Source organism: Sphingomonas yunnanensis, from assembly GCF_019898765.1.
Taxonomy (GTDB): Bacteria; Pseudomonadota; Alphaproteobacteria; order Sphingomonadales; family Sphingomonadaceae; genus Sphingomonas; species Sphingomonas yunnanensis.
The window spans coordinates 76,491-94,617 of sequence record NZ_JAIOKB010000001.1; the positions used below are offsets into that span (position 1 = coordinate 76,491).

Here is an 18,127-nt window from a genome sequence, read left to right on the forward strand (position 1 = left end):
TCCTGAGCTCGGCCCGACATCCACCGTGCGCTCGTTGTCGAGGCCGTTGCACCAGCGAGCGGTGGATCCTGATCGAGTTCAGATTCCTGCGCCTTGCACCGCCTCACGAATGCTGTAGAACATATCAGATAGGATTCGCCGAGCCGGGTAGAGCATCGCGAACCGGGAGAGGAGAGGGCGATGAGACTAGCTCGGGCCACCATCATCGCGTGCCTCGTCGCCGCCGCGCCGGCGCTCGCGCAGACGACGCCGGCCTCAACGACGGCCGCGGTGAGCGAAGACTTCAAACCCTCGTCGCTTAACCAGCCCGGCCAGACCTATCCGCAGGTCAACTCACAGGGCTATGTCCGCTTCCGCGTCACCGCGCCTGACGCCACGGCGGTGCGGGTCAGCCTCGGCCTCGGCGGGCGCGGCGGCACCGTGCTGACCAAGGCGGCGGACGGCAGCTGGACGGGCACGTCGGAGGGGCCGCTCGACGAGGGCTTCCATTACTACCACCTCACCGTGGACGGCGGGACCTTCAACGATCCCGGCACGCTCAACTTCTACGGCTCGACACGGTGGGAGAGCGGGATCGAGATCCCCGCGCGCGATGCCGACTTCTACGCGGTGAAGGACGTGCCGCACGGCCGCGTCGAGCAGATCCTGTTCGCCTCGCCGAGCACGCGCACGCACCGCCGCGCCTTCGTCTACACGCCGCCGGGCTATGACGCCGCGGGCGGCACACGCTACCCGGTCCTGTACCTGCAGCACGGCTGGGGCGAGGATGAGACCGCCTGGTCCAACCAGGGCCATGCCAACCTCATCATGGACAATCTGATCGCCGCCGGGAAGGCGACGCCCTTCATCATCGTCATGACCTATGGCATGACCAACGACGTCCGGCCCGGCAGCCCGGGGGGTCTCGCCAGCTTCGACATCACGCCGTTCCGCACGGTGCTGATCGACGAGCTGATCCCCAACGTCGACCGGCACTATCGCACGCGCGCGGACGCCCCGCACCGCGCGATGGCGGGGCTGTCGATGGGCGGCTTCGAGACCAAGCTGATCGCGCCCAAGAATCTCGACACGTTCGGCGCGATCGGGCTGCTGAGCGGCGGTACCATCGCGCCCGAGGACGTCGCGGTGGCACCGGGCTACAAGGACAAGGTGCGCCTCACCTTCGTCAGCTACGGCAGCCGCGAGCTCGAGGACGGGCGCACCCGCGGCGGACCGGGGCGGCCGAGCACCGATCCGCGCGCCAACGCCGAGGCGCTGAAGCGGGCGGGGCTCAACAGCGTCTTCTACGTGTCGCCCGACACCGGACACGAATTCCTGACGTGGCGCCGCAGCCTGTACCAGATGGCGCCGCTGCTGTTCCGCGACCGGTAGCCGCGGGCTAGGCCTCGATGCTGGTACAACATCGATAATCCCAGGCGGAGCGCGGGTCTCTTCGTCGAACACGCGAGATAAGCACCGGCTGTTTTTATGTGCGAGAGAGTGTTGACACAGAAGGGGGCATGACTAGGCTTCTATGGTAACGTTACCGTGGCGGCTGGTCGCCGAATCGATCGTCTGATCGAAGACCTGCCTCCCCGAACCATGTAAAAGCGTGCGGGAAGAGGAGGGTGGCGCACCATCGTCGCGGTGGTGGGAAAGCTTTCGTTACGAAGCGCGAACGCGCGGCGGGCCGAGGTCTTGTACGATCGCCGGAACGAAGACGTGCCACCAGCGCCCGAGTCTCGCCATGACCATGCCGAGGAGTGCGGCTCATCGTCGAGCCGGCTGCCGCATGGTGCTGACAATCAGAGATAAACGACAGAAACTCTTGGAGGAGGGGACGATGATGAGAGCCACTACGAGCGCGCGCCGCGCCGGGATGCGGGGCGGTGTCGCCTTCGCCGCGCTGGTCACCGCGATCGCGCTGCCCGCGACCGCTTGGGCACAGTCGGCACCGGCCGGACAAGAAGCGGGCGCCGCGACGACGCCGGCCGACGTGCCGCCGCAGCTCGACACCACCGCCGCTTCCACCGCCCAGCCGGAGCAGGAGACCGCGGGCACGCGCGATGCCGCGGCGCAGGATATCATCGTCACCGGCTCGCGCATCACCACGGGTGGCTTCACCGCGCCGACGCCGACGACCGTGATCGACTCGGGCGCGATCGCGGCCAACGCGCAGCCCAACGTCTTCACCACCATCTCGCAGCTACCCTCGCTCCAGGGCTCAACGGGCACCAGCGTCAACACCTTCAGCACGTCGAGCGGCGCGCAGGGGCTGAGCTCCTTCTCGCTGCGCGGTGTCGGCGCGATCCGCACGCTGACCCTGATCGACGGGCAGCGCGTCGTCGGCGCCAATGTCACCGGCGTGCCCGACGTGAGCCAGTTCCCGCAGCTGCTGATCAAGCGGGTCGACGTGGTCAACGGCGGCGCTTCCGCCTCCTACGGCTCGGACGCGGTCGGCGGCGTGGTCAACTTCATCACCGACACGCGCTTCAAGGGCGTCAAGGGCAACGTCCAGGGTGGCATCACCGACTATGGCGACAACGAGCAGGTACTCGTCCAGCTCGCCGCGGGTACCAGCCTGCTCGACGACCGACTCCATATCGTCGGCAGCACCGAATATGCGCGGGACGAGGGCGTCGGCGGCGGCGAGTTCGGCATCGGGCTGGCCGGCGGACGCGACTGGTTCAAGCAGACCACGTTGGTCAACCGCAACGTCACCAATGACGGCTCACCGCAGTACGTGCTGCGCGATTACGCGCAGTCGATCACCTTCACCAAATATGGCCTGATCACCGCGGGACCGCTCCAGGGCATCGCCTTCGACCAGTCGGGCAGCCCGTTCCAATTCCAGTACGGCTCGAACGGCGTGCCGTCGCGGACCGCCTCTGGCGCGGTGATCGGCTGTTTCGCGGGCTTCTGCCAGGGCGGCGATCTTTCCGGCAACGTCGACGCCGGGCGCTCGCTGCTGTCGGGGCTGGAACGGCTCAACAGCTACGGGCGGATCGGCTTCGACTTCGCGCCCAACAACGAGATCTACGTCACGTCGAACATCGCGCAGGTGAAGACCAACAACCAGCCGGTCGGCGGGCAGAACCGCCCCGCGCTGACGATCCAGTGTACCAACCCTTACGTCCCGGCGCAGATCAAGGCGGCCTGCACCACCGCGGGGATCAGCCAGTTCCAGTTCGGCACCAGCAACGCCGCGCTGGGCAACACCCAGGTCCACACCGACCGGCGCCAGTATCGCTTCGTCGTCGGCGCGAAGGGGCGCCAGCCGGTGCTCGGATCGGACTGGAGCTACGACATCTACGTCGAGCACGGCACCAACAAGACCAAGATCGACGTCGATAACATCCTGCTGACCCAGCGCTATAACAACGCCATCAACGCGACCTCGCTAGACGGCGCGATCGTCTGCGCCAACCCGGTCGCGCGCGCCGCGGGCTGTCAGCCGCTCAACGTCTTCGGCGGGAACCCGTCGCAGCAGTCGCTGGACTACGTCATGCCCGCCAACGGCCCTCGTCAGCGCACGCGCCAGACGCAGGACGTCGCCAGCCTCAACTTCTCGGGCTCGCCGTTCAGCTCCTGGGCAGGGCCAGTGTCGATCGCTTTCGGCGGTGAGTTCCGCCATGAATTCTACAAGGTCACCGCCGACCCTTACGGCGCGGGGATCGCCAATCAGCCCTATGACTCGATCTACCCGTTCGATCCGGTCCAGCTGCCCGCGGGCAACAATTGGTACGCCGGCAACTATAAGAACGGGACCGGCGCCTACAGCGTGAAGGAGGCCTTCTTCGAGGCCGCGGTGCCGCTGCTCGACGGTGACTCGGTCGGTCGCGCGAGCGTCAGCGGCGCGGCGCGCGTCACCGACTACAGCACCTCCGGCACGGTCTGGGCGTGGAAGGTCGGCGGCACCTGGGACCTGCCGATCGACGGCTTCCGCCTGCGCGGCGTCACCTCGCGCGACGTCCGCGCACCCAACCTGTCCGAGCTGTTCGCCGCGCCGGTGACGACGACGCAGCCGAACTTCTTCGACCCGTTCCGCAACGTCAACGTGCTCGCGATCCAGAACACGATCGGCAACCCCGCGCTCACCCCCGAGATCGCGCGCAACACCACCGCGGGCATCGCCTTCTCGGGATCGAGCTGGTTGCCGGGCCTGAGCCTGTCGTTCGACTGGTACAAGCTCAAGATCACCGACGTGATCTCGAGCCTGGGCGCGGGCGACATCGTCGACCTTTGCTATCGCAACATCCTGCCGGGTACGTGCAGCGCCTTCAACCTGAACAACCAGGCGGGACCGAACTTCATCAACGTCCAGGCCTTCAACCTGGCGTCGATCGACACCTCGGGCTTCGACATCGAGGCGAGCTATCGCTGGCAGCGGCCGCTCGGCCTGCCGGGCCGGCTGACGGTGCGCGCGCTGGCGACGCACATCAGCAAGTTCGTCACTGACACCGGGCTCACCGGCACGATCCCGAACGACACCGCCGGGGTCAACACCGGCAACACGCCTGATTGGAAGTGGCTGGCGGTGCAGACCTATGAGGGTGACGACTTCTCGCTGCTGGTGCAGGAGCGCTGGTTCAGCGACGGCGTGCTCGGCAACCAGTACGTCGTCTGCGATCCCGGCACCTGCCCAGTCTCGACCAACCAGCACCCGACGATCGATCAGAACTTCATGCCGGGCGCCTTCTACATGGACGTGGGCGGCACCTACAACATCACCGAGGCGGTGACGGCCTATGCCAAGGTCGACAACCTCTTCAACCGCGACCCGGCCAAGTCGCCGTTCTTCGTCAACCCGGCGCTGTACGACGTGCTCGGGCGCACCTATCGCCTGGGCGTGCGGTTCAGCTTCTGACGACCGTGGGCGCGCAGCACCAGCACTGCGCGCCTACACCGATCCACCAGCGTCGTCCCGACCCTGAGGCGGCACCATGGATGTCGGGTACAGCCCGGCACGACGAGGAGGTCGCGCGCGACGTGGATCACTTGGCGGCGGGTCACGCGCGACGTACGGCGCCGAACCGCCGCGCACGGTATCTTACGTCGATCGTATAAACCCTATATGATCGGTCCCGTACTCACCACGGACCGGCGAACCCACTTGCGGCACCTCGACACGACCAGCACCGCCTCGACCCACGTGCGTGCGGCGCGCCCCGCGCCGGGACCGACGATGGTGGAACGCGCCTACGACCATCTGCTCGACATGCTGATGAGCCTGAAGATCGCGCCGGGCGAGCGGATCGCGATCGACACCGTCGCGCGCCAGCTCGGCATCTCGCAGACGCCGGTGCGCGAGGCGATGAGCCAGCTCGAGGCGGAGAAGCTGGTCTACAAGATGCCGAACGTCGGCTATCGCGCCAGCCCGCAGATGACGCGCGAGGAAGTGCGTGACCTTTACACGCTGCGCCAGCTGATCGAGCCCTATGCGGCCGCCCGCGCCGCCGAGGCGATGACCGACGCCGCGATCGCGACGCTGCGCTCGATCGACCGCGACATGTCGGGCGTGGCGGACGGCGACGCGCGCGCTTACTCGCGCTTCGCCGAAGCGGATGCCGCACTCCACCGGCTGATCGCGACCGGCAGCGGCAACCGCCTGATCGCCGAGACCGTCGAGCGGCTCCACGCGCATCTCCACATCTTCCGCGCGCTCTACGCCACCAACGCGCCGCACGAGGCGGCGCGCGAGCACCGCGCGATCATCGACGCGCTGGTCGCGCATGATCCCGCGGCGGCCGAGCGCGCGGTGCGCCACCATCTCGAATGTTCGCAGCAGCGGATGGACGACGTGCTCGCGAAGAGTGCGGCAAGCGACTGACTTCCTTTGTCTTGCGCCCGCTCGCGGCGCTTGACAGCGTTCCGGCCCCCACTTAGTCAGATCATATAGGATATGACATGGAGGGGAGTGCGATGCGGCGGTTTCGCCCAGGTCGCGCGCGGTCGATGATCCGCGTCGGCGTCGCCATAGCGGCGCTGTGTCTCGGCGGTGCAGCCGCGGCGGAGACGGTCGTGCTCGATCACGTCACGCTGTTCGACGGCACCGGGGCCGCGCCGCGCGCCGATCAGGCCTTGATCATGACCGAGGGCCGCATCACCTGGGTCGGCGCCGCGGCGGCGCGACCCCGGCCGAGCGACGCCACGGTCGAGAATCTGCGCGGCAAGTTCCTGATGCCGGGCCTGATCGACAGCCACGTCCATCTCGGGCTGGTCGACGGCGTCGACCAGAGCTTCCCCAAATATTACGACCGCGCCAACGTCGAGGAGCAGCTCAAGCTGTACGCCGCTTACGGCATCACCTCGGTCTATACGCTCGGCACCGACGGCGACCTGATCCACCAGGTCATCGCCGATCAGCGCCGCGTCGGGCGGATCGACCGCGCGCGCGCTTACACCGCCGGTCGCGGCGTGGTGTACAAGGGCAGCTATGGCGGCGTCCCCGGGCTGGAGCAGTCGGTCGCCACGCCGGCCGAGGCGACCGCGATGGTCCAGCGCGAGACCGCCAAGGGCGACGATTTCGTCAAATTGTGGATGGACGACGAGTTCGGCACCGTCGCCAAGCGCATGCCCTATGACGTGAGCAGAGCGGTGATCGACGCCGCGCACGCCGCGGACAAGAAAGCGGCGGCGCACATCTTCTACTACGATAACGCCGCCGAGCTGACGCGCGAGGGCGTCGACGTCTTCATGCACCAGGTGCGCGATCGCGTCGCCGACCCGACGCTCGTCGGCGCGATGAAGCGGCGCGGGACGTGGCAGCTCGCCTCGACGCTCAGCCGCGAGGCGAGCTTCACCTACACGCTGCTGCCGTTCGTCGACGAGCCCTTCTTCTCGCGCGGTGTCGCGCCCTCGACCATCGCCACGCTGAAGAGTCAGGAGCGCCAGCAGAAGCTCGAGGCCTCGCCGCTGTTCCCGAAATATCCGCCGGTGCTGCGCAACGCGATGGCCAGCCTCGCCGCCGAGGTGAAGGGCGGGGTGCGCTACGGCATGGGGACCGACAGCGGCCCGACCGCACGCTTCCCCGGCTATTTCGCGCATTGGGAGCTCGAGCTGATGGTCAAGGCCGGCCTGACCCCGCTCCAGGCGCTCACCGCCGCGACTGGCACTAACGCGAGCTTCCTGCGCGAGAACGAGAGCGGCGTGCTGAAGCCGGGCAAATGGGCCGACCTGCTCGTGCTCGATCGCGACCCGACGCGCGACATCCGCAACACGCGCGCGATCGACGCGGTCTATGTCGCCGGCCGCAAGGTGCCGACGATCTGGCAGACCTGCGTCGGCCGCGCCGTCGACGCCTGCGGCCCGGCGCGGCCGTGAGCGCCTCGGGCGCGATGGTCGAGCCGGCGGCGCCGGTCGTCGGAAGCGCGGGCGAGCAGGCCGCGCGCCCGACGCGCGTGCGCCACGCGGTGCTGTGGCTCACCGTACTGGCCTATCTGATCACTTATATGGACCGCGTGGTGATCGCCACCGCGGCGCCGTCGATCCAGAAGGAATATGGCTTCTCGCTCGTCACGATGGGCTGGATCTTCGCCGCCTTCCAGTTCGCCTACGCACTGTTCCAGATCCCGGGCGGGTGGCTCGGCGACCGCTTCGGCCCGCGCCGCGCGCTGACCGGGGTGGTGGTGTGGTGGTCGACCTTCACCGCCGCGACCGCGCTGACCTGGTCGGCGGGCTCGATGATGGTGTGCCGCTTTCTGTTCGGCCTCGGCGAGGCTGGGGCCTTCCCGATCGCCACGCGGTCGCTGTCGCGCTGGATGTTGCCCGCCGAGCGCGGCTGGGCGCAGGGGCTCACCCACGCCGGCGCACGACTGGGCGGCGCGGTGACCCCCGTGTTCGTGGCACTGCTGATCCTCGACTTCGGCTGGCGCATGCCGTTCCTGCTGTTCGCCGGCGTCGGGCTTGTCTGGGCGGTGTTCTGGTTCGCTTACTACCGCGACACGCCGCGCGAGCATCGCGGCGTCAACGCGACCGAGCGCGCGATGATCGAGGGCGCGCTCGGCACCGGCCCGGCGCGCGCGAAGGTGCCGTGGCGCCGGCTGCTGCGCCAGCCGCAGCTGTGGACGCTGTCGGCGATGTATTTCTGCTACGCCTATTGCATCAACATCTTCCTGACCTGGTTCCCGAAGTACCTGCACGACGCGCGCGGCTACGACCTCGCGGTGATGGGGCTGTTCGCGAGCCTGCCGCTGATGGCGGGCGTGGTGGGCGATCTCGCCGGCGGCTGGACCTCGGACCTGCTGGTGAAGCGCGGCACGGGGCTGAAGATGGCGCGGCGCTCGGTCGCGGTGGTCGGTTTCGTCACCGCCGCGGTGATGATGCCGCTCGCCGCCGCGATCGATGCGCCGATCGCGAGCATCATCTGCTTCTGCGTCGCGGTGTTCGGGCTCGAGCTGACCGTCGGCGTGTCCTGGGCCGTCACGCTCGACATCGGCGGCGAGTTCGCCGGCTCGGTCTCCGCGGTGATGAACACGCTCGGCAACCTCGGCGCGGCGATCGCTGCCGCGGTGACAGGCTATATCGTCACGGTCAGCGGCTGGTTCCCCGCCTTCATGGTGCTCGCGGTGCTGTGCGCGATCGCCGCTCTTCTGTTCCTGCGGATCGACGCGTCGAAGCGGCTCGCCACCGCCGACGAGGTCACCGCGGCATGACTTCTGGAGACACTTCGATGACGTCCGACCCGACCGCGCCCGCATTGTTCGGCGCGGCGCGCCTGCCGCGCTCCATCCTGTTCGGGCGCGGCCAGCGCGCTGCGCTCGGCTCGGCCAGCGCGCGGCTCGGCAAGCGCGCTTTGCTCTGCACCGACGAGCGCCAGGCCGCGCAGCCCGAGTTCACCGCGATGCTCGCCGACCTCGCCGCGCACGGCGTCGAGACGCGCGTGTTCGACGGCACCGTGCCGGATCTGCCGCTGCGCTCGATCGATGCCTGCGTTGCCGCGGCGAGCGGCTTCGACGCCGACGTGGTGATCGGCGTCGGCGGGGGCAGCTCGCTCGACCTCGCCAAGGTGGCGGCGGTGCTGCTCACCCATGGCGGCAGCGTACGCGACTATTACGGCGAGTTCGCGGTGCCCGGCCCGGTGATGCCGCTGGTCGCCGTGCCGACCACCTCGGGCACGGGCTCGGAGGCGACCCCGGTGGCGGTGGTGGCGGACGAGGAGCGCGGCGCCAAGGTCGGCATCGCCAGCCCGCACCTGATCGCGCAGGTGGCGATCTGCGACCCCGAACTGACCGTGACCTGTCCGCCCGCGCTCACCGCTTTCTCGGGCGCGGACGCGCTGACCCACGCGGTGGAGGCCTATACCACGCTGGCGCGCCCGATCGACGCGATGCTGACCGAGCAGCACGTCTTCGTCGGCAAGAACGTGCTGTCGGATCATTTCGCCAAGCTCGCGGTGACGAATGTGTTCCGCTATCTCGAGCGCGCCGTGGTTGACGGCAGCGACATCGAGGCGCGCGAGGGCGTGATGCTCGCGTCGCTCGCGGCGGGTTGCGCCTTCGGGACGGCCGGCACCGCGGCGGCGCACGCGCTGCAATATCCGGTCGGCAACCTCACGCACACGGCGCACGGGCAGGGAGTGGCGACGCTGCTGCCTTATGTCATGCAGTTCAACCGCCCCGCCTGCGCCGATGGTTTCGCCGAGCTCGCCGAGTTGGTCGGGATCGCGGGCGCCACGCCGGCCGAGCGCGCGCAGGCGTTCATCGACGCGGTCGATGCGCTGTTCCAGCGGATCGCCATCCCGCGCTCGCTCGCCGACCTGGGTTTGCGCGCCGATCAGCAGGACCATGTCGCCGAATATTCGCTCAACGCGGCGCGGCTGATCAAGAACAACCCGCGGCCGCTCAATCTCGCCGCGATGCAGACCATCACGCGCGCCGCCTTCGCCGGCGACCGCGCCACGCTCCTCCACGCCTGATGCACGGGACGCCTCCGATGACCAGCTACACCCCGCCCGGCGACGGCCCGTTCGCCATCCCCACCGGCCTGCTGATCGGCGAGCGCTGGACCGCCGCGGCGAGCGGTGCGACCATCGCGGTCGACGATCCCGCCACGGGCGCGACGTTCACCGCGGTCGCCGACGCCGCGGTGGCGGAGGGGATCGCCGCGGTCGACGCCGCCGCGGCCGCCGCGGCGGACTGGGCCGCGACCGCGCCGCGCAAGCGCGCCGACGTGCTGCTCGCCTGTTTCCACGCGATGATGGCGCAGCAGGAGTGGCTCGCGCAGCTGATCTCGCTGGAGAACGGCAAGGCGCTGTCCGACGCCCGCGGCGAGGTGGCCTATGCCGCCGAGTTCTTCCGATGGTACGCCGAGGAAGCGGTGCGGATCCCCGGCGAGCTCGGGACATCGCCCGCGGGCGGCAACCGCATCATGGTGCAGTATCAGCCGATCGGCGTCGCGCTGCTGATCACGCCCTGGAACTTCCCCGCGGCGATGGCGACGCGCAAGATCGCGCCCGCGCTGGCGGCGGGCTGCACCTGTATCCTCAAGCCCGCCTCCGAGACGCCGCTGACCGCGCTCGCGGTGGCCGAGATCATGCGGCGCGCCGGCGTGCCCGCGGGCGTGGTCAACGTCGTCACCACCAGTCAGCCCGGGCCGGTGTGCAGCGCGATCCTGCACGACCCGCGCGTGCGCAAGCTGTCCTTCACCGGCTCGACCCAGGTCGGGCGCGTGCTGCTGCGCGAGGCGGCGGACCAGGTGATCAGCTCGTCGATGGAGCTCGGTGGCAACGCGCCCTTCGTGGTGTTCGACGACGCCGACCTCGACGCCGCGATCGAGGGGGCGATGATCGCCAAGATGCGCAACGCGGGCGAGGCCTGCACCGCCGCCAACCGCTTCTACGTCCAGCGCGGCATCCACGACGCGTTCGTGGCGAAGCTGGTCGAGCGGATGGGCGCGCTGAAGGTCGGGGCCGGCACCGATCCCGCGACCCAGTGCGGCGCGATGATCAACCGTAAGGCGGTCGACAAGATCGAGCGGCTCGTCGCCGACGCGGTGGGCAAGGGCGCGCGCGTCGAGCTGGGCGGCGAGACCCCCGCGGGCGACGGCTATTTCTATCCGCCCTCGGTGATCGCGGACGTGAGGCCCGGCTCCGAGATCCTGCGCGAGGAAGTGTTCGGCCCGGTGGCCGCGGTGACCGCGTTCGACAGCGCCGACGAGGCGGTCGCGCTCGCCAACGACACCGAATACGGGCTCGCCGCCTATGTCTATTCGGCCGACCTCAAGCGCGCGCTGGCGGTGGCCGAGCGGATCGAGTGCGGCATGGTCGCGGTCAACCGCGGGCTGGTGTCGGACGCCGCGGCGCCGTTCGGCGGCATGAAGCAGAGCGGTCTCGGGCGCGAAGGGTCGCACCATGGTCTGCTCGAATATTGCGAGGCGAAGTACATCGCGGTGACGTGGTGAGCGCGCCCGGTCTCACCCGCCGCCACCTGCTGGCGGGCACCGCCGCCTCGGCGTTTATCCTTGCGATCGACCCCGCGGCGCTGGCGGCGCCGATGCAGGACGCGGACGCGCCGGCGCCCGACACCGAGTGGCGCAGCTACGCCGCCGACAAGGCGAACACGCGCTACTCGCCGCTCGACCAGATCAACGCCGAGAATTTCAACGACCTCGAGATCGCCTGGAGCGTCAGGACCGACGTGTTCGGCGCGCGCAAGGAATATCAGTTCGAGCCGACCCCGCTGCTGGTGAAGGGACGATTGTTCCTTCCCGCCGGCTCGCGCCGCGACTGCGTCGCGCTCGACGCGGCGACGGGCGAGCTGCTGTGGATGCACCGCGTCGACGAGGGCCAGCGCGCGCTCAACTCGCCGCGCCAGCTCTCCGGCCACGGCGTGTCCTACTGGACCGACGGCAAGGTCGAGCGGATCCTCTACGTCACGATCGGCTACCAGCTGGTCTCGCTCGATGCCAACACCGGCATCCCCGATCCGAATTTCGGCACCAACGGCATCGTCGACCTCAAGAAGGACTTTGACCAGCAGCTCGACGTCGAGACCGCCGACGTCGGCCTCCATGCCACGCCGATGGTGGCGCGCGACACGGTGGTTGTCGGCGCCGCGCATACCGCGGGCGACGTGCCGGCGGTGCGGAAGAACGTGAAGGGCTATATCCGCGGCTTCGATGTGCGCACCGGCAAGCGCAAGTGGATCTTCCACACCATCCCGAAGAAGGGTGAGTTCGGCTACGACACCTGGCTCAACGGCGACGCCGACGAGGCGGGCAACGGCGGCGCCTGGGCCGAGATGTCCGCGGACGAGGAGCTCGGGCTGGTCTATGTCCCGGTCGAGCTGCCGACCGGCGACGAGATGGGCATGTTCCGCCGCGGCAACGCGCTGTTCGGCGAGTCGCTGGTGGCGCTCGACCTCGAGACCGGGCAGCGCCGCTGGCACTATCAGTTCGTCCACCACGGCCTGTGGGACCGCGACGTACCGTGCGCGCCGATCCTGTGCGACATCCCGGTCGGCGGACGGACCGTGAAAGCGCTCGCGCAGCCGACCAAACAGGCGTTCCTGTACGTGCTCGACCGCGAGACGGGGAAGCCGATCTGGCCGATCGTCGAGCGCAAGGTCGAGCGCGGCGACGTGCCCGGCGAGTGGTACAGCCCGACCCAGCCGGTCCCGTCCAAGCCGCCCGCCTATGACGTTCAGGGCGTCAGCGAGAACGATCTCATCGATTTCACCCCCGAGCTGCGCGCCAAAGCGGTCGAGTTCGTGAAGTCGTACAAGATCGGCCCGCTCTTCACGCCGCCGACGGTGAGCAAGCCGGGTCGCTGGGGCACGATCTCGGCGCCGGGCATCCAGGGTGGCACCAACTGGCCGGGCGGCTGCTACGACCCCGAGACGCACATGGTGTACGTCTACTCGAAGACGCAGCCCTCGCTGATCGGCATCGTCCCCAACGCCGATCTCAAAGTGTCCGAGTTCCCGCAGGTGCACGGCGTCGCCGGGCTCGAGGCGCGTGCGATGCCGGCGATGGGCGCCCCGGGGCCGCGGATGCGCAGCATGGAGGCGCCCCCAGCGGGCGCCCCCGCGGGCGGCAAGCCCGCCGGCGCTTCCAAGGGGCCGCCGCCGGGCTTCCTCGCGATCGATGGCCTGCCGCTGCTCAAGCCACCCTACGGCCGGATCACCGCGATCGACCTCAGCAAGGGCGACCTCGCCTGGCAGGTCGCGCACGGCGAGACGCCCGACAACGTGCGCAATCATCCCGCGCTCAAGGGGCTCAAGATCCCGCGCACTGGCCGCGCCGGCAATCTCGGCCCGCTGGTGACCAAGACGCTGGTCATCTGCGGCGAGGCGGGTTTCTACACCAACGAATATGGCATCCGCGGCGCGATGCTGCGCGCCTATGACAAGGCCACGGGCGAGGAGAAAGGCGCGGTGTACATGACCGCGCCGCAGAGCGGCTCGCCGATGACCTATCGTCTGAAAGGACGCCAGTATATCGTCGTCGCCACGGGCGGCGGCAACGCCAGCGCGGAGCTGGTCGCCTACCGACTACCGGGAGTAGCGTGATGATGGAGCGGACGACGCGATATGGCCTGTGGGCGCTCGGCGCGGCGGCGCTGACGCTCGGCAGTGCGGTGGTGGTGCGCGCCCAGGGTGGGCAGCGAGACGTCTGGAACGGCGTCTACACGGCCGAGCAGGCCGCGCGCGGCAAGGTCGCCTATGCCGAGAATTGTGCCGCCTGCCACGGCGACACGCTCGCGGGGATCGACGTCGCGCCGGCGCTGGCGGGGGGCGGCTTCCTCAACAACTGGAACGGCACCTCGGCGGGCGACCTGTTCTCGCGCATCAAGACGACGATGCCGCTGAGCGCGCCCGGCAGCCTGCCTGGCAAGACCGTCGCCGACATCCAGGCCTATATCTTCGAGGTCAACGGCTTCCCCGCGGGCAAGCTGCCGCTGCCGCCGAGCCAGCCGATGGCGGCGGGGATCATGATCGCGCCCAAGCCAGTGGGGTAGGGGACGAGTTCGGAAGGGCATTCTGCCGTCATCCTGAACTCGTTTCAGGATCCACGGTCCCGCGAGCGCCTAGGCACCTGGTCATGCGGCACGGTGGATCCTGAAACGAGTTCAGGATGACGCTAGTGGGCGGTGCGCCGCTCCCATCACTCCCCGCGCCACTCGGGCACGCGCCTGGTCTTCGAGAGGAAGTCCGCCACCCCGCGCCGGAAGTCGGCGCTGCCGTATACCTCCGCGATCAGCGGCTCGATGTCTGGCAGACCGTCGAAGGTCATCTGCCGCAGCGTCTCCTTGGTCGCGCGTGTCGTCAGCGGCGCGTTCTCCGCGGCGCGCGCGCACAGTGCCGCCACCTCGGCGTCGAGCGCCTCGCGTTCCACCACCTTGAGCAGGAAACCGTTCGCGCGCAGCTCCTCCGCGCCGACGATCTCCCCGAGCAGCACCATCCGCCGTGCCACCGCGACGCCCACCGCCGCGCCGATCCGCGCCACGCTCGACGCCGACAGGCAATTGCCGATCGTGCGCCCGATCGGCGAGCCGAAGCGCGCGTCCGGCGTGGCGAGACGGAAGTCGCAGGCCGAGCTGATGTTGAGCCCGCCACCGACCGCCCAGCCTTCCACCACCGCGATCGTCGTGCACGGGATCGCGTCGACCGCGCCCATGCACTCGTCGATCTCGCGCTCATAGGCGACGCCCTGCGCGCCCTCGGCGTAATCGGCGAACTTGGTGATGTCGGTGCCCGAGATGAACGCTTTGCCGCCGGTGCCGCGGAAGGTGACCACCCGCACGCTCGGATCGTCGGCGATCGCGTACGCGGCGTCCCGCAGCGCGAGCCACATCGCGCCGGTGAGCGCGTTGTGCGCGGCCGGGTTGTCGAAGCGGACGTGGACCGCGGCCCCGTCGCGCGTGACGACGACGCCGCTCACGCCGCCGCCTCTTCCGCGGAAGGGAGCAGCCCGCGCTCGGCCAGCTCGCGGCGGATCTCGGCGTCATGCTCGTTGAGCAGGGGCGGGGGCAGTCGCACCTCCTGCGGCGTGCCGCGCATCTTCACGGGGAAGCCGAGCGCGCGGAACTCGCCCTCGACCGGATGCGGCACCTGCATCACCATGTCGCGCGCGACCGCCTGCTCGCTCGCCACCGCCTCGCCATAGTCGAGGATCGGCGCGGCGGGAACGCCGGCGGCGAGCAGCGCGTCGATCCACTCTTGGCTGGCGCGCGTCACGAAGGTCGGCGCCAGCTCCTCGATCAGCACCTCGCGATTGGCCACGCGCGCGGCGTTGGTGCCGTAGCGCTCATCCTCCTGCAGCTCGGGCCGGCCGATTACCTCGAGCAGCTTGAGCCACAGGCCCTGGTTCGCCGCGCCGATCACGAACCAATCGTCCGACGCGCGCACCGCCTGATAGGGTGCCGACATGCGGTTGGCCGAGCCGATCGGGGTGGGCGCGCGGCCGGTGCCCCAATATTCGGTCGTCTCCCAGATCGAGAGCCCCAAGGCGGCCTCGAGCAGCGAGGCGTCGATATATTGCCCCTGGCCCGACGACTGACGCCCGATCACCGCGCTGAGGATGCCGTAGACGGAGAACAGCCCCGCGCCGAGGTCGGCCACTGCGATCGAGTTCTTGGCCGGCTCCATGCCGGGGAAGCCGTTGGAGCTCAGCACCCCCGACATCGCCTGCGCGATCAGGTCGAAGCCGGGGCGCTGCGCCCACGGCCCGGTCTGGCCGAAACCAGAGATGCTGGCGTAGATCAGCCGCGGGTTAAGCGCGGCGAGCGTGTCATAGTCGATGCCGAGCCGCTTCGCGACGCCGGGCCGCGCGTTCTCCACCACGATATCGGCGGTCTGCACCAGCGCGTAGAGCACGGCGCGGTCGGCCTCGTCCTTGAGGTCGAGCGTGATGCTGCGCTTGTTGCGGTTGAGCGCGAGAAAGCCCGGGCTGTCCTCGCCCTTGAGCCGGAACCCCATCGAGTGGCGCGTCGAGTCGCCGGTGCGCGGCGGTTCGATCTTGATCACGTCCGCGCCCATGTCGCCGAGCAGCATGCAGCAGAACGGCCCCGCCATCACCTGCGAGATATCGAGCACTCTCAGGCCTTTCAGCGGCAGTTCCGGCATGTCGGTCTCCTCTCGTGTCGCGCGCAGGCCGTGTCGCGGCCTATCTCACGGATCATATTGTATAGGATCGTGCGGCTTGCTAGCACCGTTGAAATGACAGGACAACGTTGCGACCGCCGCGGGTGGAACGCAACGCCGCCGGACAGGAGAGTGACGCGTGGCGAGCAGGACCAGGCAGCAGGGATGGCGCGTAGCGCGGGCAGGCATGATGGTGACCGCCGCCGTCGCGCTCTCGCCCGCCACGCCCGTCGCGGCGCAGGCCAAGGGCGACTGGCAGGGCTACGGCCGCGACGAGAGCCACGCGCGCTACTCGCCGCTGACCGAGGTCACGCCGGCGAACGTCGCCAAGTTGCGGCAGGTGTGGACCTATCACATGCGCCCCGCGGGCACGTCCGGCGAGGCGATCCCCATGCCCGACAGCGTCCCCGCCAAGTTTCGCACGGGCTTCTCGGCCTCTGAGGCGACGCCGCTGGTGGTGAAGGGCGTGATGTATCTCGCCACTCCGTACAAGCGCGTGGTCGCGCTCGACGCCGCGACGGGAGCGGAGCGCTGGGTGTTCCCGCTGCCCGGCAACGACCAGGCCTCGACCCGCGGCGTCGCCTACTGGCCCGGGGGCAAGGGGACGGGCGCGCGGATCGTCTTCGGCACGCGCAGCGGCAAGCTGATCGCGCTCGACGCCACGACCGGCCAGCCCGCCGCGGCCTTCGGCACCGCGGGCACGGTTGACATGAAGACGCCCGAGGTGATGAACGGCACGCGCGCGCCGCTCGGGATGAGCAGCCCGCCCGCGATCTACCGCGACGTCATCATCACCGGCTCGCGCGTGCAGGAGATGCCCGTGAAGGGGGCGGCCGGGGACGTGCGCGGCTGGGACGCGCGCACCGGCAGATTGCTCTGGACCTTCCACACGATCCCGCAGCCGGGCGAGCCGAACTTCGGCACCTGGGAGGGGGACAGTTGGCAGAAGCGCTCGGGCACGAACGTCTGGACCTTCGTGCTCGTCGACGACAAGCGCGGTATCGCCTACCTGCCCGTCGGCGCGCCGACGTTCGATCGCTGGGGCGGCGACCGCAAGGGACAGAACCTCTACGGCAACTCGATCGTCGCGGTCGAGGCGGCGACGGGCAAGTACCTCTGGCACTTCCAGACCGTGCACCACGATATCTGGGACGTCGACCTGCCTACCGCGACGCTGATCGAGGTGCGCCGCCGCGGCCGCACGATCCCGGCGATCGCGGTGATGAACAAGACCGCGACGATGTTCATCCTCGACCGCGTCACCGGCGAGCCGCTGTACGACGTGCGCGAGGTGCCCGTGCCGACCGACACCGACGTGCCCGGCGAGCAGCCCTGGCCGACCCAGCCGATGCCGGTCACCCCGCCCCCGCTGGCGCGCACCAGCTACGCCGCCGCCGACCTGGTCGACGGCCCGCCCGAGCACCGTGCCGCGTGCGAGAAGCTGGTCGCCGATCTCACCATCGCGCCCAGCAAGCCGTTCCAGCCGCTGCGTGCCGACAGCGCGGTCAACTTCTTCCCCGGTAGCCTCGGCGGGGTCGACTGGGGCGGGGGGGCCTTCGATCCGAGGAGCGGGCTGTACGTCATCAACGTCAACAATCTCGCCAGCCCGCAGCAGCTCGCGCAGCAGCCCGACGGCAGCTGGGGGATGAAGGCCGGCTACGCCTATTTCCAGGATTCCGAGACCGGCCTGCCGTGCCAGAAGGGGCCGTGGGGCGAGCTGGTCGCGGTGAACGTCGACACCGGCGCGGTGGCATGGCGCAAGGTGCTGGGCAAGAACGACGATCCCGCCTTCGCCGCGAACGGCGTGATCAGCGCGGGCGGGCCGATCACCACCGCGAGCGGGCTGACCTTCATCGGTGCGACGCGCGACGCCACGATCCGAGCCTTCGAGACGAAGAGCGGCGCGCTGCTGTGGTCGGCGCCGCTGCCCGCCTCCAATTACGGCACACCGATGACCTATCAGGCCGCCGACGGCCGCCAGATGGTCGCCGCGGTGGCGACCGGCGGCTTCGCCTTCCAACCCGCGACCAGCGACCAGGTGGTCGCCTTCGCCGTCCGCTGAGGAT

The 18,127-nt window shown here is 69.5% G+C and carries 12 protein-coding genes; 10 read left to right on the plus strand and 2 right to left on the minus strand.

Annotated elements, in window-relative coordinates:
* Positions 1-180 precede the first annotated feature (180 nt).
* From K7957_RS00330 to K7957_RS00370, 9 genes are all read left to right on the plus strand, one after another.
* Entirely contained in the window at positions 181-1,371 is a 1,191-nt protein-coding gene (locus tag K7957_RS00330) for an alpha/beta hydrolase-fold protein (protein WP_223010039.1), read from the plus strand.
* A gap of 454 nt (positions 1,372-1,825) precedes the next feature.
* The gene (locus K7957_RS00335) at positions 1,826-4,846 is read left to right on the plus strand and encodes a TonB-dependent receptor plug domain-containing protein (protein ID WP_223010040.1); all 3,021 of its coding nucleotides are present in this window, start codon (positions 1,826-1,828) and stop codon (positions 4,844-4,846) included.
* Positions 4,847-5,092: 246 nt separating this feature from the next.
* On the plus strand, positions 5,093-5,809 hold the full coding sequence (locus tag K7957_RS00340) for a GntR family transcriptional regulator (RefSeq protein WP_246616586.1): 717 nt from the start codon (positions 5,093-5,095) through the stop codon (positions 5,807-5,809).
* 92 nt (positions 5,810-5,901) lie between these two features.
* On the plus strand, positions 5,902-7,302 hold the full coding sequence (locus K7957_RS00345; RefSeq protein WP_246616587.1) for an amidohydrolase family protein: 1,401 nt from the start codon (positions 5,902-5,904) through the stop codon (positions 7,300-7,302).
* The gene (locus tag K7957_RS00350) at positions 7,299-8,633 is read left to right on the plus strand and encodes an MFS transporter (protein ID WP_343228249.1); all 1,335 of its coding nucleotides are present in this window, start codon (positions 7,299-7,301) and stop codon (positions 8,631-8,633) included. The genes K7957_RS00345 and K7957_RS00350 overlap by 4 nt, the downstream gene beginning before the upstream one ends.
* Before the next feature lie 17 nt (positions 8,634-8,650).
* Entirely contained in the window at positions 8,651-9,895 is a 1,245-nt protein-coding gene (locus tag K7957_RS00355; RefSeq protein WP_223010042.1) for an iron-containing alcohol dehydrogenase, read from the plus strand.
* Between the two features lie 17 nt (positions 9,896-9,912).
* Positions 9,913-11,379 (plus strand): NAD-dependent succinate-semialdehyde dehydrogenase, encoded by a 1,467-nt coding sequence (locus K7957_RS00360; protein ID WP_246616588.1) that lies wholly within the window; start codon positions 9,913-9,915, stop codon positions 11,377-11,379.
* Positions 11,376-13,487 carry an outer membrane protein assembly factor BamB family protein gene (locus K7957_RS00365; RefSeq protein ID WP_223010044.1) on the plus strand — a complete coding sequence of 704 codons (2,112 nt, stop codon included), beginning with the start codon at positions 11,376-11,378 and terminating at the stop codon, positions 13,485-13,487. The genes K7957_RS00360 and K7957_RS00365 overlap by 4 nt, the downstream gene beginning before the upstream one ends.
* A 2-nt stretch (positions 13,488-13,489) precedes the next feature.
* Positions 13,490-13,936, plus strand: a complete 447-nt coding sequence (locus tag K7957_RS00370; RefSeq protein ID WP_223010045.1) for a c-type cytochrome — start codon at positions 13,490-13,492, stop codon at positions 13,934-13,936.
* Positions 13,937-14,082: 146 nt separating this feature from the next.
* On the opposite strand, the gene K7957_RS00375 is transcribed toward K7957_RS00370, so the two are convergent.
* Together K7957_RS00375 and K7957_RS00380 are read right to left on the minus strand one after the other, a co-directional pair.
* The gene (locus K7957_RS00375; RefSeq protein WP_223010046.1) at positions 14,083-14,859 is read right to left on the minus strand and encodes an enoyl-CoA hydratase; all 777 of its coding nucleotides are present in this window, start codon (positions 14,857-14,859) and stop codon (positions 14,083-14,085) included.
* Positions 14,856-16,043 carry a CaiB/BaiF CoA transferase family protein gene (locus K7957_RS00380; RefSeq protein WP_223010047.1) on the minus strand — a complete coding sequence of 396 codons (1,188 nt, stop codon included), beginning with the start codon at positions 16,041-16,043 and terminating at the stop codon, positions 14,856-14,858. The genes K7957_RS00375 and K7957_RS00380 overlap by 4 nt, the downstream gene beginning before the upstream one ends.
* A gap of 208 nt (positions 16,044-16,251) precedes the next feature.
* On the opposite strand from K7957_RS00380, the gene K7957_RS00385 reads away from it, so the two are divergent.
* Positions 16,252-18,123 carry an outer membrane protein assembly factor BamB family protein gene (locus K7957_RS00385; protein WP_246616589.1) on the plus strand — a complete coding sequence of 624 codons (1,872 nt, stop codon included), beginning with the start codon at positions 16,252-16,254 and terminating at the stop codon, positions 18,121-18,123.
* The last annotated feature ends 4 nt before the right edge of the window (positions 18,124-18,127 follow it).